The organism is Flavobacterium sp. GL_143 (assembly GCF_057834355.1).
The window spans coordinates 5,655,913-5,680,224 of the sequence record NZ_CM174401.1; the positions used below are offsets into that span (position 1 = coordinate 5,655,913).

Below are 24,312 nucleotides of genomic sequence, written 5' to 3' on the forward strand. Positions count from 1 at the left end.
TATTTAATAGCTAAGCCTATTTATTAGGCTGAGGAGTCATTCTTAAATATGGTTTTATAGGATTATATCCTTTAGGAAACTTAGCAGCAATATCGCTATCAGGAATCGATGGAGATATTACAACATCATCACCATCTTTCCAGTTTGCTGGTGTTGCCACACTATAATTTGCTGTTAATTGCAAACTATCAATAACACGAAGCAATTCATCAAAATTTCTTCCTGTAGATGCTGGATAAGTTAATGTTAGTTTTATTTTTTTATCATTTCCGATAACAAAAACTGAACGTACCGTAAATTTATCACTTGCATTTGGGTGTAACATATCATATAAATTTGCCACTTTTTTATCTTCGTCGGCAATAATAGGATAATTTACAGTAGTATTTTGAGTCTCGTTAATATCTTTAATCCATTCTAGATGTGAGGCTAAACCATCTACACTTAGAGCAATAACTTTAGTATTTCTTTTTACAAATTCTGGGTAATAGTTAGCCACAGTTCCTAACTCTGTTGTACAAACAGGTGTAAAATCTGAGGGGTGAGAAAATAACACTCCCCAAGAATCTCCCAACCATTCATGAAATTTTATTGGGCCTTGAGTTGTATCTGCTTCAAAATCTGGAGCTATATCTCCTAATCGTAGTGTTGCCATGAGTATTTATTTAAAATTTTATTTAAAAATAAGTAAAAAAAGTACAAGGAAAACATCGACCCTTATAAAAAAATCATAAAGTTGATAGACTTGATAGGATTATGCTTTCTTTTTGATATTTGGCAAGAAATAAGTAAGAACTCCGATTAAAGGTAAGTATGAACTTATTTTAAAAACATATTCAATCGTTGTTTGATCTGCAACATATCCTAAAATTGCCGAACCTAATCCTCCCATTCCAAAAGCAAACCCAAAGAACAATCCTGATATCATCCCTACTTTACCTGGTTTTAATTCTTGCGCAAAAACTAAAATAGCCGAAAATGCAGAAGCAATTACAACACCAATTATTACAGCCAGCACTCCTGTCCAAAACAAGTTAGCATAAGGTAACAATAAAGTAAATGGTGCTGCTCCTAGTATTGAGATCCAGATAATATATTTTCGGCCAAAACGATCACCTAATGGCCCTCCTATTAATGTTCCAGCTGCTACTGAAGCTAAGAAAATGAATAAATACAATTGTGAATCCTGAATACTCATTCCGAATTTGTCTATCAAATAGAAAGTAAAATAACTAGACATACTTGCCATATAGAAAAACTTCGAAAAAATAAGAAATAGCAAGACGATAATCGAAATAGTGATTTTTTTATTAGATAAAGGAATCGTAGTCTCTTCTGCACCTATTTTTTTGGCAGCTCGCAAATTCATATGATTTTCATACCAAACTGCAATTCTTGATAAAATGATAATACCTAATATCCCTGCAATAACAAACCAAACTACGTGTGATTGCCCATAAGGAGCAACTACCAAAGCTACTAATAATGGTCCTATCGCACTACCAGCATTTCCTCCTAATTGAAAAATAGACTGCGCCAAACCTCGTTTTCCTCCTGAACCCAAAAAAGCAACTCTCGAAGCTTCTGGATGAAATATAGACGAGCCAACACCAACTAAACCAACTGCCACCAACAACATCCAGAATGCATTGGATACAGATAACAAGCATAATCCTGAAATAGTAAATATCATACCAAATACTAATGAATATGGCATAGGTTTTTTATCCGTATAAAAACCAATAAAAGGTTGTAATAAAGATGCTGTAAGCTGAAAAACAAATGTAATTAATCCGACTTGGGTAAAATTTAAATTGAAGTTATCCTTTAAAATAGGATACGTAGCAGGGATTACTGCTTGCATTAAATCATTAAGTAAATGAGCAAATGCTATTGAAAATAATACGGAATAAACTGTTTTTTGAACCAAAACCGAACCATCGATTGTAGCTGAATTACTAGAGGAACTCATAATAAATTTGAACTAAAAAATTAATATATAAACTAAATAAAACTCATAATAAAATACCAAACAATAAGCGTGATGAACGAAATTGGGATTCCAAAACCAATCATCATACTACTTAACCGTGGTTTTAAACCGTAGGTTGAAGCCAAAATACTTCCTGTAATCATAGGTGCCATAGCCATTTCCATAATTGTGACTTTAATTACTGAGGAATTTTGTTTTAGGATAAAAACGTACAATACCAAAAATAATAGTGGTGTGATAATGAGTTTAAAAACTAATCCTAAGGTTAAAAACTTCCAATGTTTACTATTCTTTTCAAAACGAAGTTGCAACCCAACAGAAAGTAATGCAAGCGGCGTAACCAAACTGCCTAACTTTTGAAATCCAATCTGGAGGTTTTCATCAAAATCATAATTAAAAACGTTCATAAGACAGGCTATAACAAAGGTGATAAAAGGTGGAAAAGTCAATATCTTCTTTGCAATTGCGAGTGAATTAGGACTTCCTTTAGAATAAAATGCCGCAACAAAAACACCCAATGTCGAAATTACCACAAATGATCCTGGCTGATCTACCAAAATTGCGGTTTCTAACCCTGATTTCCCATATAAAGCCTCTATTATAGGAAAACCAAGAAATGAGGTATTACTTAATCCCGCAGTGAGAATTAAGCATCCTATTAGCTTATTTGACCAACCATACTTTTTACCTAATATAGAAAAAAGAAGAAATGCAACTATAAAAGCAATCCATGCCGCACCGATTGGAAATAACAATTCGGTACTCCATTTTATTTTTGGAATAAAATATAACGCCAAAGCCGGAAGACATAAATAAACTACAAGTTTGTTTAACGTTTTGTAGATATGCACTGGGAAACCCTTGATATTTTGCAATATAAGCCCCGCACTAATGAAAACGAAAATTAAAATAAAGTTGCTCATCTTTGAAAAAAAACAAAAATAGCACTTAAAATCTTCTTAAATAGCTTAATTTTAAAGTAAATTATTTTGTCAGTTCAATATAAACCTATAAATTTGTAACATATTTTATTACAGTATGATTTCAGGTAAGTTTGCCATAACAACACATATTCTTACGTTACTCTCTAAATCCCCGAATGATTATTTATCATCGGAATACATTGCGGGTAGTATAAATTTGAATCCTGTTTTGGTACGAAAAGAAATTTCGAACCTGAAAAAAAATCATATTGTAGAAAGTAAGGAAGGTAAAAACGGAGGCACACGATTATTAAAACCTGCATCAGAAATCAGTTTACTTGATATTTTTAAAATGACTTTTGATACCGTAAATCTTGGTTACGCCAAGAATCAGCCTAATCCTGATTGTCCTGTTGGAAAAAAAATAAACGAAAATCTAGACTTATTATATGCTGATATCAACGAGAAAATAAATGCGCAATTAAGCACGATCACGTTAGAAAATTTTTCAAATCAGTTCTAATCTATTTTTTTACACTAAACTGTAACATTTTTTATTACTAATTAAATTATATATTATGAAAATCGCAATTATCGGAGCTACAGGTTTTGTAGGCTCAACTATCTTAAACGAATTAGCAAATCGCAATCATGAAATTACTGCAATAGCAAGAAATCCAAAAGATTCTGCTAACGTAAATTGGGTAAAAGCAGATATCTTAAACACAGCTGAATTAGCAACTATACTAAAAGGAAACGATGTTGTAATTAGCGCTTATAATGCGGGCTGGACAAACCCTAATCTTTATGATGATTTTATAGCTGGTTCAAAATCTATTCAGGAAGCCGTAAAACAATCGGGAGTAAAACGTTTTATCACGATTGGTGGAGCAGGAAGCTTATTTGTAGCTCCTAATTTGCAAGCTGTAGATACGCCAGATTTTCCAAAAGAATATCATGCAGGAGCATCAGCTGCAAGAGATTATTTGAATATACTAAAAGAAGAAAAAGATTTGGATTGGGCATTTTTTAGCCCAGCTTTTGAAATGCATCCCGGAATTACAACAGGAAGAACTGCTAAATATCGTTTAGGATTAGACAATCCGGTTTTTGATGAAAACCAAAGAAGTATTTTATCTGTAGAAGATTTGGCAGTAGTAATTGCCGATGAAGCAGAAACTCCAAAACATCATCAGGTTCGTTTTACTGCAGCGTATTAATTTACAGCTACAAAACAAATTCACAAAAAAACAGTTTCGAAAGCACTTTTCTACTTTTGAAACTGTTTTTGTTTTGATTACTTTTACCTTTTAAAAAGCAAAGAGTTTGTCAGCACATAAAAAACAAGAAAGCAGTTTAAATGAAAAGCCTGGAATTTCGCAACCTGAAATTACCAGCGGAACTTCAATTGAGCAAATTCAGCGTTTTAGACGAATTCAACCTTCTGCACAAGAATTAGTTTCTGGTATTTTATCTGGAAACATTACTGCACTAAGTAGAGCAATCACTCTTATAGAAAGCACTAATCCGAATCATTTGGCCAAAGCAAATGAAATAATTAATGCCTGCCTGCCTCATGCTAATCAATCGGTTCGAATAGGAATTACTGGTGTTCCCGGAGTTGGAAAAAGTACTTTTATCGAAGCCTTTGGCAAACAACTCACCGGATTAGGAAAAAAACTAGCCGTCTTGGCAGTTGATCCAAGTAGTTCTTTCTCTCACGGAAGTATTCTAGGTGATAAAACACGAATGGAAGAATTGGTAAAAGACGAAAATGCTTTTATAAGACCTAGTGCATCGGGAGAAACTCTTGGTGGTGTTGCCCGCAAAACAAGGGAAGCTATTATACTTTGTGAAGCGGCTGGATTTGACACCATATTAATAGAAACCGTGGGCGTTGGACAAAGCGAAACCGCCGTTCATAGTATGGTCGATTTTTTCTTATTGCTAAAAATTGCTGGTGCCGGCGACGAACTACAAGGTATAAAAAGAGGTATTATGGAAATGGCTGATGCAATTATCATAAACAAAGCCGATGGGGACAACATAAAAAAAGCCAGGCTTGCCAAAACTGAATTTAATAGGGCTTTGCATTTATTTCCTCTCAAAAAATCGGGATGGCAACCTACTGTAAATACGTGTAGTGCCATAACTCATGAAGGAATTCCTGAAGTATGGCAAACTATTCTTGATTATTTTGAAATGGCAAAAGCTAGTCTTTATTTTCAGGAAAAAAGAAAAGAACAAAACCAGTTCTGGATGATGGAAACAATTAATGAGCAATTAAAAACAAACTTCTACAATCACCCAGAAATCATAGCCGAACTTGATAAAAACAAAAAAGCAGTGCAAAATGATGAAATTTCACCTTTTGCAGCTGCTACTATTTTGTTGGAATTATATTTTTCTAAAAGCCGCTAAGGTTCTGAGATTCTAAGTTACTAAGTAATTAAAGACTCAGAAGCTTAGAAACTTAGCTACTTAGTACCTTTTCCTCTTAGTTTATACTTATTCTCTTTATATAAATTCCCTGCGGTTACGACATGTGCCAAAGCATCTTTTGCAAGTTCTTCGTCTAGTTTAACAGGAACTAAAGTAGTGTCATTTTTAATTTCAAACTGCAATGGTTTTAAATTTGGTTGCATGATTACCACCTTATTATCTACTCTAAATGCGTTGATATCATTAAATTGCATAATTGACCTTCCTTTTACATCTGGTCCTATTTTAGTTAGATTTCTTCCTATCATCGGTGTTTCAAACTGTGAGCCAATATAACTTAATAATGTAGGAGGAATATCAATCTGGCTAGCCAATTTATCATATGCTTTACCTTTAGGAACTCCTGGCCCCATGATTAAAGCAGGAATGTGAAACTTGTTTATTGGCACTAAATTTTTTCCGTATGTTCTTGTGTTGTGATCTGCAATTACAATAAAGATAGTATTCTTAAAATATGCTTCTTTTTTAGCCATTTCGAAGAATTTTCCAATCGAAAAATCGGCATATTTCATTGCGTTATTAACCGTTGCAGCTTTCTTATCGTATGGTTTAATTCTTCCTTCCGGATACTCAAATGGTTCGTGATTAGATGTAGAAAACATTAATGAGAAAAAAGGTTTATCTCCTTTGGCTTTAAAGTAATTGTTTGCTTTTACAACCAAATCTTCATCCGAATAACCCCAAGTTCCTTTAAATGCATATTTATGTCCATCGGAATCAAAATCTTCCTGATCTACAATATCCTGAAATCCATTTCCGTTAAAAAAGGAAGCCATATTATCAAAATTGGCCATTCCTCCATAAATAAAACTCGTCTCGTATCCTTTTCTTTTTAAAGCATCTGCCAAAGTAAAAAATCCTTGTTGTGAGTTTCCTAATTTCACTACACTTTCTGAAGGCGAAGGCAGGAATCCTGTAACAACAGCTTCGATTCCGCGTACGCTACGTGTTCCTGTACAATATAAGTTGGTAAAAAGTAATCCCTCCTTAGAAAGTTTATCAAACTCTGGAGTTAATGGTTTGCCACCTAAAATCCCAACGTACTCTGCTCCTAGACTTTCTTGTAAAAATATAACCAAATTATAAGGTCTTTTTAAAAGTGTATCTGGGTTTTGAATATGAAGAAACGGAATTTCCGGATCGGTAAAATCAGCAGGATTTACTGTCATGTATTTTTTTACACGAGCAATTGCTTCTGCTTCTTCCATTTTCCCATACATCTTAGTATTTCCTTCATTTTTAATTGAATAAGCTGCAAAAGCAACTGTGTAAAATGAATTTAATCCTAAACAATTCGTTAGCTGGTCTGTAGAAAAAACTGCATTACTTGCATTTATTGGTCGCTTTGAAGTAAGACTTGAACGTGCTCCAAAAAACAACAGAAAAGCTACAAATGGAAACGCAATTAATTTGATTTTATAATTGGCTGGATGTGTATGAAAGTATTTCTTCCCTTTTTTGAAAGCAAAATATATTACAACTCCTAAAATTAAGAAGGTTACGATTATAGAAACCAAATAACTTTTAAGAAGCATTCCTACTACTTCTCTTGGGTATATTAAATAATCTAAAAAGATTTTGTTCGGACGTGTATCGTATTGTTTTACAAAATCTGGCGTTGCTAATTCTACAAAAAGAATCAGAAACAGAAATAGGAAACTATAAAATACCAAAAATTTGTTTGTGAATTTGATGCAGTTATTAGGCAAAAAAGTCACTAATAATGCTGGTAGAAATGACATATAGCATAGCAATATCAAATCCATTCGCAAACCTATCGGGAATATGTACCAATAATCCTGAGTCTCAACTACTCGCTCCTTAAATAAAAAAAATAAAAATATTCGACTTAATGTAGTTATCAGTAATCCAATTGCTATAAAATTAAATATAGGTTTTAAAAAAGCGAATTTTTTCATTTAATAAGGAATTTCTAAAGTGTTGAAAAAAATATTTTAAATTAAATTGTGAGCGTTTATTCTTCGTAACGTTTTATTTCACGATCATAAAACTCATTGGCAAGAACAATTAATCCTTCCATTTCGGCATTCAATTCGCCTTCGTCAAGATCTTCAGCTTCTTCCATAAATTCAACCTCATCATCTTTTAAATTGATGATAAACCTTGGGTAATCAAGATGTATAATGAAGATATCTTCTGGGAAATCAGTATTGTCGCCGAGCAAAAATTTAGGTAATTCCATTTTTATTTTAGATTTTATGTGTCAAATTTAAGAATTTGAAACTGAATTATTGATTAATTTTTTTGTGAGGTAATGAAAACGAATATACAAAAATATAGCTGCTGCTGTTAGTCCGGCCAAAAGACCTATCCAAACACCTTCTGCTTTTAACTCTGTGTATTCGGCTAAATAGTATGAAATAGGAAATCCTATAATCCAATAAGCTACAAATGTAATATACATAGGTACTTTTACATCTTGTAATCCGCGTAAAGCGCCTAAAACAACAACCTGAATTCCGTCAGAAATTTGGAAAACTGCTGCTATTAAAAGTAATTTTGATGCAATACTTATTACTTCGTTATTGTCTAAAAGTTGTCCTCCGTTTTCCATATTCAAAAAGATATGCGGTAAGAAATCGTGGAAAGCTATAAATAGAATCGCAAAAACAGTTTCGATTATAATTGCAAGTAAAAAGATGGAACGCGCCACTACAACTAAGTTTTTAATATCATTTAATCCTCGCTGATTACTAACTCTAATCATCGAAGTAACGCTTAATCCCATGGCAAACATAAAAGTCATTGAAGCCAAACTTAAGGCAATTTGGTTTGCTGCCTGGCTAGTTTTGCCAATATTACCACAAAGCCAGATTGATGCTGTAAACAACACTACTTCAAAAAGCATTTGCATTGCTGAAGGAAATCCTATGCTTATAATTTTTTTAATAGTTTCTTTTTTGATTTCTGAAAAACTAAAATTCTGAAAATGATGCTTTAATTCTTCTCTCCTAGATATCATAATATGCATGAACATTACTAAGAATATCCTTGAAATTACTGTTCCAAGTGCTGCCCCAACAATTCCCATTTTAGGAAAAATCCAGATACCATATATCAATAGATAATTTATACCTACGTGTAATACATTTGCCATAACCATAGCATACATAGAATATTTTGTAAGCGAAAGTCCGTCGGCAAATTGCTTATATCCCTGATACATGATTAGAGGAATCAATGAAAAAGCTACCCAATCAAGATACGGTTTTGCAAGTGCAATTACATCGGCTGGTTGCTCTAGTAATTCCATTATTGGCTTTGCCAAAACAATTACTCCAAAAAGCATTAATCCCAGAATAGTACACAAGAATAATCCGTGATGAAATGCGTTGCGAATTTTTTTATCATTCTTCTCTGCATCTCCTTCGGCAACTATAGGAGTAATTGCTGTCGAAAACCCGATTCCTAATGACATTGCAATAAAAATCATACTGTTTCCTAATGAAACGGCTGCCAGTTCTGTGCTTCCTAGTTTTCCAACCATAATATTATCGACAATACCTATAAGGGTATGCCCTACCATTCCTAGTATTATGGGGTATGCTAATTTTAAATTATAAGAAAATTCTTTTGTATATTGAGAAAAGTTCACTCTATATTTTTTTAAGTCTGCAAAGATAATTAGAACCTTTCAATTCTTTCCCTATTATTCAATTTATAACCCTATTTATTATTCATTTTATCAGGAACCTCAATATTATATAATAAAAGCTAATAATTATATAACATGCTCCTTGTACCCAAAATATACTTTTACATCATTAATAAACTAAAACATCTGATACTATGAAAAAGGGATTCAACTTAAAAATGCTATTAATTGCAGTTTTTGCAATTATATACACATCTGCAACGGCACAAAGCACCGAAATAAAAAACTATGACCAAGGTTTCCGTTTAGGTTTTGGTTTAAATGGTGGTATTCCAACAAATAAAGTATATAGCTGGTCGTTGGGTGGAGATGTTAGGTTACAGTATGATTTGTCTATGAAAACTTCATTAACCTTAACAACAGGTTTTACTAATTTGTTTGTTAACAAACAGGATCTAAAAGACATCGGATTCATTCCTGCAAAAGCTGGTTTTAAAGCCTTTGTTTGGGAAGATCAATTTTATGTGTTAGGAGAAGTTGGTGCTGGTTTTGCAGTGACAAACGGATACAATGACACCACTTTTTTATGGGCTCCAGGAATTGGGTATGCTAATAAATATGTTGACATAAGTGTGCGATATGAAGATTACACAAAATTTAATACCAATCAGGTTGCATTGCGATTGGCATACGGGTTTAGATTGTAAACCAAAATATAAAACATTCATAAAAAGCCTTTCGAAAGAGAGGCTTTTTTAGTTATATACAATTTGACATACATCATATTTTACCATTGGTCAACAGATAATAACCATTAGTCAAACGTTTTTTTAGGATTGGAGAGGAACATGGTACTTCGTAGAAAATTTAATTTAAATCATGAAAAAATCTGTTTTTTACCTATCACTACTGTTCTTATTTCTATTGATTTCCGTTTCGGTAAGAGCACAATCTGGCATATCTGGAGAAGCCAAAATTGATTACGTTCCGTTTTCTAATTATGTTCGCCCAATAGACAGTTCTAAAACTGACGCACAGAGCAATTTTAAAAGGGCTCAAATTGCTCTGGAAGTTCCCATTTCTTTAAAAATGGACAAATATAATAACCCAAGATTATGGTCGATTGGGGTTCAGGGAGCTTATGCTAAAATGGAAAATAAAAATTATGACATCCCTTCTCTCCCAGAAGCATTACCAAATGGATTTCCTACAGAGATTTTAAATGCACAAATCGGAGTCAAGCACTTACGATCAATTTCTCAATCATGGTCTTTATTAGCAATGGCTTCTGTAGGTATTTATACCGATATGGAAGAAATTAATAAAGATGATGTGTTGATTCAAGGAGGTGTTCTTTTCATTAAACAATTCAATCCAAATTTAGCACTTGGTTTAGGACCTGTCCTTACTAATAGTTTTGGTGTTCCGATGGTACTTCCTGGAATTTATTTTAATTGGGAATCACGAGGTGCTTTTCACTTTAAAGTAAACTTTCCAGAAGGAGTGGAAATAGGCTACCGAATGAATGACAATTTTGACCTAAAAGCTGTTTTGGAGTTAGGCGGAATGACTGCGGAAACCAACGTAGGAGGCAAATCGATATTGTTAGGATATCAACAAATTATTGCTGGTATTAAACCACAAGTAAAATTGGGCAAGCACTGGACATTTGAACCTACAATAGGATCAACTCTCGTTCGTTCGTTCTCGACCAATAACCGAAAAATAAAAGATATATTTAAAGAAAAAGATCTTGCTGATCCTAGATTTACAACCACTTTTTATGGAGCTGTAGCTCTTAAATGGAAATTTTAAAATTATCGGCTTAACAAATTCTTATACACTACCTCTTTCAATAATGCTTCGCGGCGTGTTCTTGAAATAGGTAGTTCTTGTCCTTTTATAAACAAACGTCCGCCAGAAACAGAATCGATGTGGGTTATGTTAACCAAAAAAGATTTATGAATCCTAAAGAAAATTTCAGCTGGAAGTGTTTCTTCTAATGAAATCATGGTTTGATGAATTACAAGAACCTTATCTTTAAAGTGAAGCTTAGCATAATTTTGCATTCCTTCTATATATAAAATATCTACCCAGGAAATCTTTTGGAATCCTTCTTCCTGGCGTACATAAAGAAATGGATCTAGTTGCGATTGTTTAGGAGAACCAATCATTTGATGCCATTGTTTCGCTTTTAGAGAAGCTTGATAAAACCGCTGGAATGCTATAGGTTTTAGCAAATAATCGACCACTTGTAAGCGGTATCCATCCAGAGCATGCTCCGAATAAGCTGTGGTAAAAATAACCAACGGCGGATTGTCCAAAGACTCCAAGAATTCTAATCCTGAGAGATAAGGCATATTAATATCCAAAAACAACAAGTCTACCTGTTTTTCCTGAATGTACGAAGTGGCTTCTAGTGCCGAAGCACAAGTACCTATTACTTCCAGAAAATCTATCTTAGAAATAAAATCTACAATTCCATTTCTAGCTATAGGCTCATCATCGATTACAAGGCATTTCATAGTCATATCTTATATATTTTTTAAAACTGATTCTTAGTACTTTAAAGTTAACCGCAAATTTTTAAACTGCGTAACTTATGCAAAAAAATTAACCGCAAAGAGTACAAAGGTTTTCGCAAAGTTCGCAAAGCTAGTTCAACACAAAAATTTGCGCCCTTTGCGGTAAAAAATCTGCTTGATGTTGATTACTTTAAATCCAAAACAACCTCAACTGTAAAATCCGAATCGGTTTTATTTATTTTTAATTCATGTCGATTTGGGTATTGTATTGCCAGTCTTTTACGTACGTTTTCAAGCCCCAATCCCTGACTTTTAGATGGGATTTTATATTGCTCAGTATAGGAGTTTTCTATTTTAAAAACCAATTGTTTATTCTCTTGTTCGCAAGATAAGTGCACATATCCTTTTTGGTTTGGCAATCTCGAAACGTGTTTAAAAGCATTTTCTATTAAAGGGACCAAAAGCAATGGAACAATTTGTAGTTGTCCGTCTTCGATATTCCAATTAGTCTTTACATCTAGCTCATCTCCCCATCGGGTTTTTTCGACCGAAACCAAATCTTTTAGATACTTGATTTCTAGATATAACGCAACATATTCTTTATTACATTCATACAATTGGTATCGTAAAATATCAGAAAACTGAATCAACAAATCCGAAGCTAATTTCACATTGCTTTGCATCAAAATATGAATGTGATTAAGCACATTAAACATTAGGTGCGGATTAATTTGATCCTGTAAAATCTTTATCTGTGCCTCTAAATGCACTTGTTGCAATTGCGCATGATTTTTTTCGATAACATTATGTTCCTGATAAAATCGAATACCACAAGCTGTACCATTAATTAAAATCGCTGCTGGAACGCTGCCACAAAACCTTGCCCATAAAAAATGAAGCGTAGTCATATTAACCTCATCAGGATATAATCTTGCTCTAAAAGACACATCCGAAAAAGCTGTATATATTAATGCCAAACACAAAGACAAAAGCAAAACTATAAACAACCCTTGCATTGCAAATAGGCGCATTTTATTTTTACGCAACGCATTAGGAAGTAAAACATCACTGAGGAAATGTGCCAAAATAATGGAACATAACAAAATCAAAACAACCTGGTAAGTAGCGGGAATAACATCATAATCTTCAATCATTTGCGCCCAAATAGTAGTACCTAGTATACACCAAAAAAAGACTATAAAAATCCAATGGTATTTATCTTTGTTTTTTATTTTCATCTAAAAAAGAATAAGTAATATGAGAAAATTAGTACTCAAAAGTAACTCGATATTTCTAAAAAGAGCAGCAAAGTACCGAAAAGATTCTTTGCTGCTGCTTCTGAGTTAACTATAAAAAGAGGTTATAAAATAAAATATCCGATACTTAAATTAAAGGAACTTACTTTGGAGTCAAAGTCTTTGCTTATATTATTTAAGCCGCCTTGATAAGTAAAATCAAGCGTAAACTTCCACATCTCTACTCCTGCTCCAACCTGATATCCGATATTCGACTTATCAAATTTCTTGTATGAATCTTTTAATTGGTTTAATGATGTAATATTATCATCGATAACATAAGAGTAAACTCCTCCTCCAAAAACTCTCACATTAAGAGCGTCAAGATTTACTACTTTATAACCAATAACCAAGGGAACCTCAATATTTTTCCATTTTACATTTCGTGACCCCATTAAAGAAGTCTCAATTTTAGAAGATTTCTCACTATATAAGATTTCATTTTGAATATAAAACCTTCCTATATCAAATCGTGCCATTGCACCACCAAAATAACCTGATGCATATTTAGAACTAAAGCCATCCGAAACTGGCAATTCTGAATAATTTGCTCCACCTTTTATACCTATATGAATCGGTAACGGAGATTGAGCATTTGCTTTGCTAGAAATTAAACCTAATAAGAAAAGAGTAGTCAACAATACTAATTTGTAAATTTTCATGATAATAGTTTTTATTAATTTGATGCAAAGGAGCATAAACTATAATCCCTATTAAAATTAGTTTGATGAACGGCATTACTCTTTTGACCAACGGACAGAAATCTTTTTTTTAACCACAAATTGCACAAATTAACACAAATTGTTTTTTCTCTAGCTCCATCATCTATCCACCTAGCATCTTGCATCTTTCATCTTACTTCTTTCATCTTGCCTCTCTCATCTTGCTTCTTCCAGTCTAATATCTCACTTCTCTCATTTCACTCCCAAATACCTCTCATCCGTCAACGTCTTCATAAAGGCAATTAATTGTTTCTTTTCTTTTTCGGTTAAATTTAGTTTGTCTTCGGGTAACGTTTGGTTAGGAAGGTCAAATCCTAAACCTATACCGCCACCATCATTATAAAAATCGACAACCTCTTCGAGTGTATTATAAACCCCATTGTGCATATAAGGAGCTGTAAGTTCTATGTTTCTTATTGTAGGTGTCTTAAACGAAAACTTATGAATGGCTGCTTGCGTTAATACAAACTTCCCTAAATCACCATCAAGCATTTTATTTTTATTTGGTACCCCCAATACTTCACTTTCTGACTTGTCAAAATTTGGAGGAACTGTTCCATTTGTAAGCGGGATAAAATGACACGTAGCGCATTTGGCTTTGCCAGCAAATAAATTAAAACCTGCTTTTTCATCTGCTGTAAATGTTGTTTTATTTTGCATATACTTATCAAACTTAGAGTCATAATGACTCAAAGAACGAATGTAAGATCCTAAAGCATTTTTTATTTCAAATTCATTTATTTCACCTTTCGGAAATGCCTTTTTAAACTCCTTTACATAATTTGGATTTTTCTTAATCGCCAATGCAGATTTCTCTAAAGAACCATGCATTTCGTTTTCATTTTTTATAACAGCAACTGCCTGATCTTCTAGATACCCCACTCGGGAATCAGAGAAAAATACACGCTGAAAAGCAATATTGGCAAGTGTTGGTGTATTACGCTGAATCATCGATTTTCCGTCTAACGAAACTGCTCGTTCCAAACCATCTGTAAATGCTTTCTCTTCATGATGGCACGAAGCACAAGAACGCGTATTGTTTCCGGATAAAATTGGATCGTTAAATAACTTTTTCCCTAATGCAATTTTTTCTGGCGTTGTTTTATAATCTGGAAATCCCGAAAATGCTTCTGCATCAAATGCGTCCTTATCAAATATAGTTTGTGCCGTTGGTTTTAAACCTCTAGATTCAGTCATAAACGGAATTCCTAGTTCTGTTTGAGTTTTATAAAGTCCTCTGCTCAACGGATTCGCAATTTCTCTGATAAAAAAAGCACGATCAAAAGCATTGAAATTAGTATTTGCTTTTAAGTGTTTCTTTCCTTTTTCAAAAATATCAAGCACTTCTTTGGCATTCGAAACCTTCTTATCCTCTATAAAAACGCGATAATATTTTTCGATAGTTTCTAAAGAGACCAATGCTTCGGGAATTGAGTTGAAAACAACAGGCGAGTCAAATCCTGTAATTCCCAAAGTAATAATGCGATACACTTGCAATCGCATGGCGTCAAAAACATGCGCATCGGTTAATTCGTTTGTGCTCGAAACTTTTTCTAAACGAGTTAAATTAGCTGCAAGAACTCCCAGTTCCTGAACCAATTCTTTTTTGCTTTCTGCATTATATTTAGGAAAAACTAACTCTTCGATAACCTGAAATCCTTCGGGTGGAACTGTAATTTTATCATTTTCTTCAAACTCACTTATGGCAGGACCGTTAATCGCTTTAGAAACCGTTGGCGAATAATATTCGCTTATCATTTCAACTTTCTTATAGCTTTGGTGTGCTTCTAGAAACTGCCTCTGGATTTCTGCTTCGGTCGAATCCGATTGAACCGAATATTTAAGCTTGGCAACTTTTTGAATTAATAAAGTAATATCTGCTTTAAACAATTCATTTATTTCCTGATGTTTGTTTTTTTTCTGACAAGCAACAAATGCTATTACAAACAACAAACAATATATTTTTTTCATGATTTAATACCGATTAAAAGAGGAATATTCAGAAAAACAGAAACCACTACCTCAATATGAAGTAGTGGATAGCTGTTTTATAATTACTTAAAAAATTTATCTCGCTAAACCTTTAAGTACTAAGATTTGACTTGCTTGTTTTTCGTTAGGACGATTTGTTCCACCATCAACACCTTTGTATTTATCACCAGTCCAAGTATGTGGCTGTACACTCAACATAAAAGTATCTTCGATACCAACTTGCTCCGAAATATCGATTAAAGCACCATATTCCCAATCTCCAAATTGAGACATTCCGCCTACGTTATATTTAGCAGCATCAGCTTGCGTACGACGGTGATCTAACTCCACCACAACTTTTAAATCTTTAGTTGCAATGTTGTATTGATAAATGTAAGCATCATGAGTTTCGTCTCCGTAACCATTAGCATCTTCCTGAACGTAAACAAAGTTTTTAGTTACACAAATGTTATCAGGGTTTTGAAATTTACCAGCAATTCCAGTACGGTTATCACCATCAAGAACAACCTCTAGAGTTCCTTTTAATGGATCTGCAGCATCAAGATTTAATCTATAAACTCTACCGTATTTAGTTCTGGAAGCATCAGCGTTAGTTCCAGTAGTATTTTGTCCAGTTACGTTAAAATACAATTCACGATCAGCAGTACCACCACCTTTGCGGTAATCTAAATCCTCAACACGACCAAATTTAATCGCTTTCAATGTATTAACCGATGCATTAATTTGAGCACCAGTAAGCGTAGTATGATTATCAATTTTCACAAAAGAAACAGGATATGATTTACTAACCTCCATATCTTTCTCTCTTTGGTTATCATCATTTCTTTTTAGCATGTATAAAGAACCACTAGATAATTCACCCACAGTATTAGATACATACATAAAAACCTGACCTCCGTAAGTTCCAGAGTCATCATCACCAATTACAACAACTGTTTTACCTTTGTAAGCAGATGAACGTAAAGGCAAAGCATTCTCGGCACTTAAACGACCAAAACCTGCCAATTCCTTAGATACCGATGCCGAACCAGCACTTCCGTTAGGATCTAATGCATGCGTACGAGATTCCTCTCCAGATTCTCCACAAGTTAAATAAACAGGACCAAAACCATGTTCAGCTGGCGTAGCCATTGTAGCACCACATAATCTCCAAGTTCCTCCGCTAGAGTTTAACAAATATTCTCCTTTAGTAGGCTTAAAAGTTTTGTCAAGAGTAATTCTAGAAACTGCAAAATTGTCTTCGTTGTTTACTAAAAAAGTAAAAGTTCCATCGGTATTTTTTAACAAACCAGAACCATCAGCAGAACCTCCAAAAACAAATTTTGGACTATCTGGAAAAACATCATCAGAACCAAAAAGAGAATAGATTTTTAAGTTTTCAAAACCTGCCTTAGCTTTTAACAAACTTGGCGTAACCGATTGGTCTTTTAATACAACACTATTTGTTGCTACTTCCTCTTGATCTTTAGAATCGTTGTTACATGATGTAATCAGTGATCCCAGAATAATTAGGGGTAAAATAATTCTTTTCATTTTAGTTTTAAGTTGGTTTATATTTTTTTGGCAAAGTAAGCCCCCGCTCTTTAACTTAAAATGATTTAGATATTATCAAAAAAACAATAGTTCTACCAAAACACCGCAATAAACTTAAAATTAATTAACATTAAATTAGTAATACAAAACATTCATAAACTTACAGTAACATCAAACCAAAAAAAAGAGCCTTATTTCTAAGACTCGTTTTCTAATTGTTGTTTATACATTTTAATGTTATCCTTGATACTATCAGGCAATTCTGGTTCCTTAATGTCAGCATGTTTTTGCATTACTTCCCAAATAATTCTGGCTACAATATAACGTGCCATTTCCTTATCATCTGCAGGAACAACATACCACGGAGCATCTTTGGTCGAAGTTTTATTTATTGCTTCCTCATAATATTGCTGATATTCATCCCAATGACCACGTTCCTTTAAATCCGATACCGAGAATTTCCAATTATGCTTTTCTTTCTCCAATCTGCGCAATAACCTTTGGCGTTGTTCCTCTTTACTTAAATGCAAATAAAACTTCAGAACAATAGTTCCGTTTTGGGTAATATGCTTCTCAAAATTATTAATTTGTTCAATTCTGTCCTTCCAGAAATCTTCCGGAATATCCTCTACCTTCTCAATTCCGGGCAAATTCTCATTTAATATAAATTCAGGATGTACGCGTGTTACCAAAATATTCTCGTAATGTGTACGGTTAAAAATCGCATACTTCCCTTTTTCAGGCAAAGCAAGATAATGTCTCCATAAATAGTCATGTTCCAACTCAGCCGAAGTAGGCGTTTTAAAACTATGAACCACAACACCACGCGGATTAAATTCCTTAAAAACCTCACGAATCAAACTATCCTTCCCTGAAGTATCCATTCCTTGTAAACAAATCAAAACGCCGTACCTATTATGTGCATACATCACATCTTGTAGTTTACTCAATTTAGCCTGAACCTTATCCAGCTTCACTTCCTTCTCTTTCTCATCGGCATCTATATCCAACAAAGTCGGGATTTTTGATAATTTTATTTTATCAACAACTTTAAAATTTTTCGGGTCAATTGATTTCATAATTCCTCGTTTTAATTAAAGTAAATATACTATTTTTGGTCAGCTTTTTCCCGCTTTGCATTACAATACTTTTCAGTAAATTGCTTTTTTCTAAAAAGTAACAGGAGCTTCCGCTGGTCGCTCTGTTCCTTCAAGAAAAAACAACAATTTCCTCTCAAAGTATTTTCATTATAATCGGGGCTAAAACAACTACATTTAAAACAACAATCATGGAAAAATTCACACTCGAAATCCTATTCCAAATCATCGGGATCGGTTCAGCATCAGGACTTATATATCAAGACAATTCATTATATATCATTGGCGACAATAGTGGTTATTTATACGAATACAACATCGATAATTCCGATTTAAAAAAGCATGAGATAATTACAAATCCAACCGAAAATATTGCAAAAAATCTAAAACCCGATTTTGAATCTATAACACATCATAACGACACCTTGTATATTTTTGGTTCAGGCTCAACCGACCAAAGAAATAAAATGGTCGAATTTGATGTAAAATCAAAAACCAAGATCACTACAAACAACTTAACCGATTTTTATGCCGTAATGCAAAACTTCTCAGGAATAAAACCCGAAGATTTTAATCTGGAAGGATCTATTTTTGATGGAGAAAACTGGTACTTATTCAATCGTGGAAACGGAAAAACCAATAAAAACTCCATATTTACCATACATGCCAAAAGTTTGGGAGATGAATTCAGCCTTATATCTGTAGATTATAAACTACCTAAAATAAAAGGAGTTCGCAGCAGTTTTACCGATGCCATACTTGTAGATAATAAAATTTACTTTTTGGCTACAGCCGAAGATACAGAATCAACTTATGCCGATGGAGAGATATTAGGTAGTTTTATTGGTAGAATCGATTTAAAAACCATGAAAATCGACTACACCAAAAAAATCACTTCAACCAATAAATTTGAAGGACTAACACTTTATAAAAAATCTAACAATCAAATTGAGTTTTTACTTTGCGAAGACAATGATACTGAGCTTTTAGAAACTAAAATTTACAAATTAACTTTACCCTTGTAATTTAAGACTCAAAGTAACAAATATTCTCAGATTTCAAGAAAGCCGTTTTGGGACTTTGACACCCGAGCGATAGCGAAAGAGTTGCTAACTTAAATTGTCTATAAAGGGGCACAGATGATACGGATTTACAAAAGTAAAGCCACGGATTAAAACTGATTTAAAAATAATCAAAAATAAAATCCGTTTTAATCCGTGTTTTCGCCTTAGCTAATCCGCATAATCCGCGTTCCTTTCGCAAAGAGTTAGATAGAATTAAATAAATCGTGAAAATTTGTAGCTAAAAATATTTATCAAAATACCAATCTATTAAATTCTACTCTTCCTATTCCCGAGAGTATTTAAAAAATGAAACAAACCTATAAAAACTTACTTATCTACTTACTCTTTTTTAGCACTCAGATTTATGCACAAAATCAAGAATGTATTATTTATTTTAAAGAAGGAGATTCTATTGAAGGTTTCGGCTTAATTCAAAATAATAAAATAAAATTCAAGATTTCAAAAGACAGTGAAACAGATTCTTGGGATTTTGAAAATGTTTACAAAATTAAATTCCTAGGAATTGATTTTGTGCAAACCTATGAATATTTAAAACTAAATTCTTCGGGTAATCCAAAACTAGTTGAACTCGTAGTTGATGGAGAGGTTAATTTATATAGAATGGAAAAATCACAAATTTTTGTAAATCCAAAATTAAAGACAACAGCCTCGCCAAATCAAAATTTAATTTCATTACCAGATTACTCTTACTCTACAGAACAAACAAGAGATCTTTACTATTTGAAACGAAAGAATAATCAATATGCAACTCATATAAATATTGGAATTCTTTCTAATTGGAAAAAAACATCAACCAGTTATTTTTCTGATTGTGAAGTTCTTGTCAAAAAAATAAAAGATAACAAATTTAGTTCTAATCAAATTAAAGAGATAGTTGAATACTATAATGACATTTGCTATGAACAATAAACAATACAATACCTATAGAATAATTTATCCTAATACAACTGAAATTATTAAAATATCAAAGCCAGAAATTAATCCTAAAAATCCAAAAGGATATTTCGAAAAAACAAAATTTACAAATTAACCCTAAACAATTAAAATGAACCCTCTTTTAAATCAAAATCTTTTTCTAGTAAAAGAACACGTCGGGATGTTCAAAGCTGCTAATAACTATGACATTTACAATCCCGAAAACAATGAACTAATAATGAATTGCCGAGAAAAAAATCTAGGCTTTTTTACCAAAGTATTACGTTTTACCGATTTTAAAAGAGCAACTCCTTTCGACATCGAAATTGCAACTCCAACTGGAGAAAAAATAATCAATGTAAAACGCGGTGTAGCAATTTTTCGTTCTACAGTAGAAATTTTTGACGAAAAAGAACGCCTAATCGGAACATTCAAGCAAAAATTACTTTCTATTGGAGGGAAATTTGAAATTTTAGACAAAAACGAAAGACCTGTTTGTACACTACAAGGAAAATGGACAGGTTGGGATTTTAAATTTACCAAAGACACAAAAATGCTTGGGCAAGTAAATAAAAAATGGGCTGGAATTGGGAAAGAATTCTTCACTAGTGCCGATAATTATGTACTACAAATAGAAGATTCAGTAGCACAAGACGATAGCGTAAGGCAACTTATTCTTGCTGCAGTAATGTGTATCGATATGGTATTAAAAGAATAAAAATCAAAGCCAAATATAGTAAGTCACGAATCTCCATTAAAAAGAAATTCGTGACTTTTTTTTATTATTTGTTATTTTGATATCCTTCCCTATTCTTCTGTTCAGTCAAAATCTTTTCCAGAAAAGGCGTTGTTTGTTTTTCTATCTCTTCTTTCGAAATCTCCAAAGCCAGCGGATCTTTAACTAATTGTAACCAAGGTTTCTTTCCGTCAAAATCATAAGACCCAAAAACAATTACAGGAGTTCCCTTAACCTTTACATTCTCTTCATCAGCCAATACCCATTGATCAGCCCAATCATAAAGATAACGAGCATCTTTTTCCTGAAGTCTCAAGCAAGAATGTGATGCCGGATATCCTGGCAAAGCATATTGATGAAAACCAACACCTTTTTTGTTTTCTATATTAAAATTCCAGCGCAACTCCCACTCATCGTTAAAAGTACTAGTCGTTTTTTCGGCTTTCCAATTGGTATAAAAAAGTCCCGTTGGAGTTGGGTCTTTTTTTCTTCCCATATTAGTTTGTCCAGTATAAACTAATTGTCCTTTCTCATAGGCAGCAAATGTTTGCGATGGATACGAAAAGAATATTATCTTATCAATATCTCTCAAATAAGGAACAGTCAACGGAAACGGAAGATAATTCTCGATTTTTTCATTTAAATCTGATGGAACAATAATAGAATCCATTTTAGCAAAATTTGCTTTGTCAGTACGATTAATAGCTGCAAGATTACCTAATTGTGCATCATTTGCTGTATTAGCCTTCAACCAATCTTTTCTATTCTCGATATGATAAGAAATTGCTGTTGCCTTTTTTCGTATTTCTATTTCTTTAATCTCTGGACTCTCCTTTTTTTTACATGAGAAGGACAGAATTGCTATAGTTAAAATAAGAAGTATCTTTTTCATAATAAATGTGTTTACTACAAATTTGGCTTATTAAATAGAGAAAAGCATTACATAATTTCCCCCATATGTTTCTTTATTTAAATATACCAATAAAAGAAAAAACGAAAACGTAATAGTATTTTAAAAAACAAAAATGCAGTTAATTTTATATTAAGAATCCCTATTAAAAGCCACTTCCAAAGTTGAAAATAAGTATTTTTGTATGACAAACGATTCAAACAAATTGTACTTTATCGTACATTAAAATAACTAATATGAGTAATCTAAAAAATAAAAATGCCCTAATTACAGGTGCAGGAAAAGGAATAGGAAAAGCTGTTGCTATTGCATTAGCAAAAGAAGGAGTAAATGTGATTTTATTGGCTAGAACTCAAGCTGACATTGATCAGGTTGCTACCGAAATAAATGCTCTTGGAGTAAAATCATTAGCAATAACAGCAGATGTATCCGACATTAACTCTGTAAATAAAGCGGTAGAAAAAGCAATAGCCGAGTTTAAAAACATCGATATTTTAATTAATAATGCAGGAATTGCTGCTTTTGGTAATTTCTTAGAATTAGAGCCAGCAGCTTGGGAAAGAATCATTCAGGTAAACCTAATGGGTACCTATTATGTTACTCGTGCCGTTTTACCAAATATGATTGAAAACCAAACAGGAGACATCATCAATATCTCGTCGACTGCAGGATTAAACGGAAATGCATTAACAAGTGCTTATAGCGCTTCTAAATTTGCAGTTCTTGGACTAACAGATTCTTTAATGCAAGAAATGAGAAAACATAATATCCGAGTTACTGCTTTAACCCCAAGTACTGTAGCTACCGATATGGCAAAAGACTTAAAGCTAACAGATGGTAATCCTGAAAAAGTAATGCAATCTGAAGATATCGCAGAACTAATCATTGCTCAACTTAAATTAAACCGTAGAGTTTTTATAAAAAACAGCAGTATTTGGTCTACAAATCCTTAATCAGACCTAACTATTATATACAATAAAACCCCTTGCAAAAGGGGTTTTGTTATTTTATAAAATTTCTATTTTCGTTTATATAAATTTCGACTCCGCTCAATTAGACAAATAAGTTACAATTCATACTTCTAGAATCTCGTAAGTCTTGCCTCTTGCTTCTCCTCAGTCTTTTCTCTCTTTTAAGCTTCTGCTAATTTATTTACAAACTCCAATCGTACACTACCATCTTCATCAATCGTAGTCAGATTTATTTCGTGTAGCGTATTTACTAATTCAGGATTCCAAGGCGTTTTTACTTTTACGTAATTCTCAGTAAATCCATGAATGTATCCTTCTTTGTTTTCACTTTCAAAAAGCACCGTTTTATTAGCTCCTAATTGACTTTCGTAAAAAGCACGACGTTTTTTAACCGATAATCCGCGTAACATTTTGCTACGTTTTGAGCGCACATTTGCAGGAACAACTCCAGCCATATTTACAGCCTCAGTATTATCACGTTCAGAATAAGTAAAAACGTGTAAATAAGATATATCCATTTCGTTTAAAAAATGATATGTTTCAAGGAAATGCTCATCTGTTTCTCCAGGAAACCCAACAATTACATCGACACCTATACAAGCATGGGGCATAACTTCACGAATTTTATTCACTCGTTCCGTATATACTTCACGAAGGTAACGACGCTTCATTAATTTTAAAATATCATTACTTCCTGATTGCAACGGAATATGAAAATGAGGAACAAAAGTTCTACTTTTAGATACAAATTCAATCGTTTCATTCTTAAGTAAGTTTGGTTCGATTGAAGAGATTCTCAAACGCTCAATTCCTTCTACTTTATCCAAAGCCTGAACTAAATCCAAAAAAGTATGTTCGTGTTTTTTATTTCCGAATTCTCCTTTTCCATAATCACCAATATTAACTCCAGTCAGAACAATTTCTTTGATGTTTTGAGATGATATTTCTTTGGCATTTTGCAATACGTTTTCCAAAGCATCACTACGAGAAATTCCTCTTGCAAGTGGGATTGTGCAATAAGTACATTTGTAATCGCAACCATCTTGTACTTTTAAGAAAGCACGGGTTCTATCACCAATCGAGTAACTTCCTACATAAAAATCAGCTTCCGATATTTCGCAAGAATGAACTTCGCCCATATCGTTTTTGCTCAAATCATTGATATAATCCGTGATTTTAAACTTCTCGGTTGCTCCCAGAACCAAATCAACACCATCTACCGATGCTAATTCTTCTGGTTTAAGCTGCGCATAACAACCTACAGCAGCAACAAACGCTTTATCATTAAGTTTCATCGCCTTTTTTACAACCTGCTTAAACTGCTTATCAGCATTATCAGTAACCGAACAGGTGTTGATTACATATATATCAGCAACATCTTCAAAATCGACACGATCGAAACCTTCATCTTGAAAATTTCTAGCAATTGTAGATGTTTCTGAAAAATTCAGTTTACATCCAAGCGTATAAAAAGCAACTTTTTTTCTATTTTCCATG

24 protein-coding genes are annotated in these 24,312 nt (G+C 33.1%); 10 read left to right on the top strand and 14 right to left on the bottom strand.

Annotation, left to right across the window (positions count from 1 at the left end):
• Positions 1-16: 16 nt before the first annotated feature.
• The 3 genes from AC3IPI_RS23835 to AC3IPI_RS23845 form a co-directional block, all read right to left on the bottom strand.
• A complete protein-coding gene (locus AC3IPI_RS23835) occupies positions 17-655 on the bottom strand; it encodes a peroxiredoxin (RefSeq protein ID WP_039111255.1) in 639 nt (212 codons plus the stop codon).
• Between the two features lie 99 nt (positions 656-754).
• A complete protein-coding gene (locus AC3IPI_RS23840) occupies positions 755-1,972 on the bottom strand; it encodes an MFS transporter (protein WP_489156266.1) in 1,218 nt (405 codons plus the stop codon).
• A gap of 32 nt (positions 1,973-2,004) precedes the next feature.
• On the bottom strand, positions 2,005-2,916 hold the full coding sequence (locus AC3IPI_RS23845) for an AEC family transporter (protein ID WP_039111257.1): 912 nt from the start codon (positions 2,914-2,916) through the stop codon (positions 2,005-2,007).
• A 115-nt stretch (positions 2,917-3,031) separates the two neighbouring features.
• Between AC3IPI_RS23845 and AC3IPI_RS23850 the strand changes: the two genes are divergently transcribed.
• The 3 genes from AC3IPI_RS23850 (at position 3,032) to meaB (ending at position 5,337) form a co-directional block, all read left to right on the top strand.
• A complete protein-coding gene (locus AC3IPI_RS23850; RefSeq protein WP_039111258.1) occupies positions 3,032-3,439 on the top strand; it encodes an Rrf2 family transcriptional regulator in 408 nt (135 codons plus the stop codon).
• A 55-nt stretch (positions 3,440-3,494) separates the two neighbouring features.
• Entirely contained in the window at positions 3,495-4,136 is a 642-nt protein-coding gene (locus AC3IPI_RS23855; RefSeq protein ID WP_489156269.1) for an NAD(P)-dependent oxidoreductase, read from the top strand.
• 106 nt (positions 4,137-4,242) lie between these two features.
• Positions 4,243-5,337, top strand: a complete 1,095-nt coding sequence (gene meaB / locus AC3IPI_RS23860; RefSeq protein ID WP_489156271.1) for a methylmalonyl Co-A mutase-associated GTPase MeaB — start codon at positions 4,243-4,245, stop codon at positions 5,335-5,337.
• Positions 5,338-5,393: 56 nt separating this feature from the next.
• Here meaB and AC3IPI_RS23865 read toward each other — a convergent pair whose 3' ends face one another.
• The 3 genes from AC3IPI_RS23865 to AC3IPI_RS23875 are packed head-to-tail and all read right to left on the bottom strand — an operon-like array spanning position 5,394 to position 9,034.
• Positions 5,394-7,337: an LTA synthase family protein gene (locus AC3IPI_RS23865; protein ID WP_409417221.1), complete on the bottom strand. Its 1,944-nt coding sequence runs from the start codon at positions 7,335-7,337 to the stop codon at positions 5,394-5,396.
• Positions 7,338-7,393: 56 nt separating this feature from the next.
• On the bottom strand, positions 7,394-7,621 hold the full coding sequence (locus tag AC3IPI_RS23870; RefSeq protein ID WP_039111261.1) for a DUF8828 family protein: 228 nt from the start codon (positions 7,619-7,621) through the stop codon (positions 7,394-7,396).
• Between the two features lie 27 nt (positions 7,622-7,648).
• Positions 7,649-9,034: an MATE family efflux transporter gene (locus AC3IPI_RS23875; RefSeq protein ID WP_489156274.1), complete on the bottom strand. Its 1,386-nt coding sequence runs from the start codon at positions 9,032-9,034 to the stop codon at positions 7,649-7,651.
• Positions 9,035-9,228: 194 nt separating this feature from the next.
• On the opposite strand from AC3IPI_RS23875, the gene AC3IPI_RS23880 reads away from it, so the two are divergent.
• On the top strand, positions 9,229-9,741 hold the full coding sequence (locus AC3IPI_RS23880) for a hypothetical protein (RefSeq protein WP_039111264.1): 513 nt from the start codon (positions 9,229-9,231) through the stop codon (positions 9,739-9,741).
• 172 nt (positions 9,742-9,913) lie between these two features.
• On the top strand, positions 9,914-10,849 hold the full coding sequence (locus AC3IPI_RS23885; protein ID WP_489156276.1) for a DUF6268 family outer membrane beta-barrel protein: 936 nt from the start codon (positions 9,914-9,916) through the stop codon (positions 10,847-10,849).
• Positions 10,850-10,851: 2 nt separating this feature from the next.
• Here AC3IPI_RS23885 and AC3IPI_RS23890 read toward each other — a convergent pair whose 3' ends face one another.
• From AC3IPI_RS23890 to AC3IPI_RS23915, 6 genes are all read right to left on the bottom strand, one after another.
• Complete coding sequence (locus tag AC3IPI_RS23890; RefSeq protein WP_489156278.1) at positions 10,852-11,565, bottom strand: LytR/AlgR family response regulator transcription factor; 714 nt, start codon at positions 11,563-11,565, stop codon at positions 10,852-10,854.
• 179 nt (positions 11,566-11,744) lie between these two features.
• Positions 11,745-12,797, bottom strand: coding sequence for a sensor histidine kinase (locus AC3IPI_RS23895; protein WP_489156280.1), 1,053 nt, complete (start codon positions 12,795-12,797; stop codon positions 11,745-11,747).
• Between the two features lie 122 nt (positions 12,798-12,919).
• Positions 12,920-13,516 carry a porin family protein gene (locus AC3IPI_RS23900; protein ID WP_489156282.1) on the bottom strand — a complete coding sequence of 199 codons (597 nt, stop codon included), beginning with the start codon at positions 13,514-13,516 and terminating at the stop codon, positions 12,920-12,922.
• 252 nt (positions 13,517-13,768) lie between these two features.
• On the bottom strand, positions 13,769-15,547 hold the full coding sequence (locus AC3IPI_RS23905) for a cytochrome-c peroxidase (protein WP_489156284.1): 1,779 nt from the start codon (positions 15,545-15,547) through the stop codon (positions 13,769-13,771).
• A gap of 96 nt (positions 15,548-15,643) precedes the next feature.
• Positions 15,644-17,101 (bottom strand): PhoX family protein, encoded by a 1,458-nt coding sequence (locus AC3IPI_RS23910; RefSeq protein ID WP_117615791.1) that lies wholly within the window; start codon positions 17,099-17,101, stop codon positions 15,644-15,646.
• Between the two features lie 197 nt (positions 17,102-17,298).
• On the bottom strand, positions 17,299-18,180 hold the full coding sequence (locus AC3IPI_RS23915; protein WP_489156287.1) for a PPK2 family polyphosphate kinase: 882 nt from the start codon (positions 18,178-18,180) through the stop codon (positions 17,299-17,301).
• 209 nt (positions 18,181-18,389) lie between these two features.
• On the opposite strand from AC3IPI_RS23915, the gene AC3IPI_RS23920 reads away from it, so the two are divergent.
• From AC3IPI_RS23920 to AC3IPI_RS23935, 4 genes are all read left to right on the top strand, one after another.
• Positions 18,390-19,223 (top strand): DUF6929 family protein, encoded by an 834-nt coding sequence (locus AC3IPI_RS23920; protein ID WP_489156289.1) that lies wholly within the window; start codon positions 18,390-18,392, stop codon positions 19,221-19,223.
• Between the two features lie 345 nt (positions 19,224-19,568).
• Complete coding sequence (locus tag AC3IPI_RS23925; protein WP_489156291.1) at positions 19,569-20,192, top strand: hypothetical protein; 624 nt, start codon at positions 19,569-19,571, stop codon at positions 20,190-20,192.
• On the top strand, positions 20,182-20,313 hold the full coding sequence (locus AC3IPI_RS23930) for a hypothetical protein (RefSeq protein ID WP_489156293.1): 132 nt from the start codon (positions 20,182-20,184) through the stop codon (positions 20,311-20,313). Before AC3IPI_RS23925 ends, AC3IPI_RS23930 begins: the two co-directional genes overlap by 11 nt.
• 15 nt (positions 20,314-20,328) lie before the next feature.
• Positions 20,329-20,916: an LURP-one-related family protein gene (locus AC3IPI_RS23935; protein ID WP_039111280.1), complete on the top strand. Its 588-nt coding sequence runs from the start codon at positions 20,329-20,331 to the stop codon at positions 20,914-20,916.
• 64 nt (positions 20,917-20,980) lie between these two features.
• On the opposite strand, the gene AC3IPI_RS23940 is transcribed toward AC3IPI_RS23935, so the two are convergent.
• Complete coding sequence (locus AC3IPI_RS23940) at positions 20,981-21,826, bottom strand: L,D-transpeptidase (protein ID WP_409417236.1); 846 nt, start codon at positions 21,824-21,826, stop codon at positions 20,981-20,983.
• Positions 21,827-22,080: 254 nt separating this feature from the next.
• On the opposite strand from AC3IPI_RS23940, the gene AC3IPI_RS23945 reads away from it, so the two are divergent.
• The gene (locus AC3IPI_RS23945; protein ID WP_039117663.1) at positions 22,081-22,797 is read left to right on the top strand and encodes a 3-ketoacyl-ACP reductase; all 717 of its coding nucleotides are present in this window, start codon (positions 22,081-22,083) and stop codon (positions 22,795-22,797) included.
• A gap of 179 nt (positions 22,798-22,976) precedes the next feature.
• Here the strand turns inward: AC3IPI_RS23945 and mtaB are convergent, their stop codons facing one another.
• Complete coding sequence (gene mtaB, locus AC3IPI_RS23950) at positions 22,977-24,311, bottom strand: tRNA (N(6)-L-threonylcarbamoyladenosine(37)-C(2))-methylthiotransferase MtaB (protein WP_039111284.1); 1,335 nt, start codon at positions 24,309-24,311, stop codon at positions 22,977-22,979.
• Between the last annotated feature and the right edge of the window lies 1 nt (position 24,312).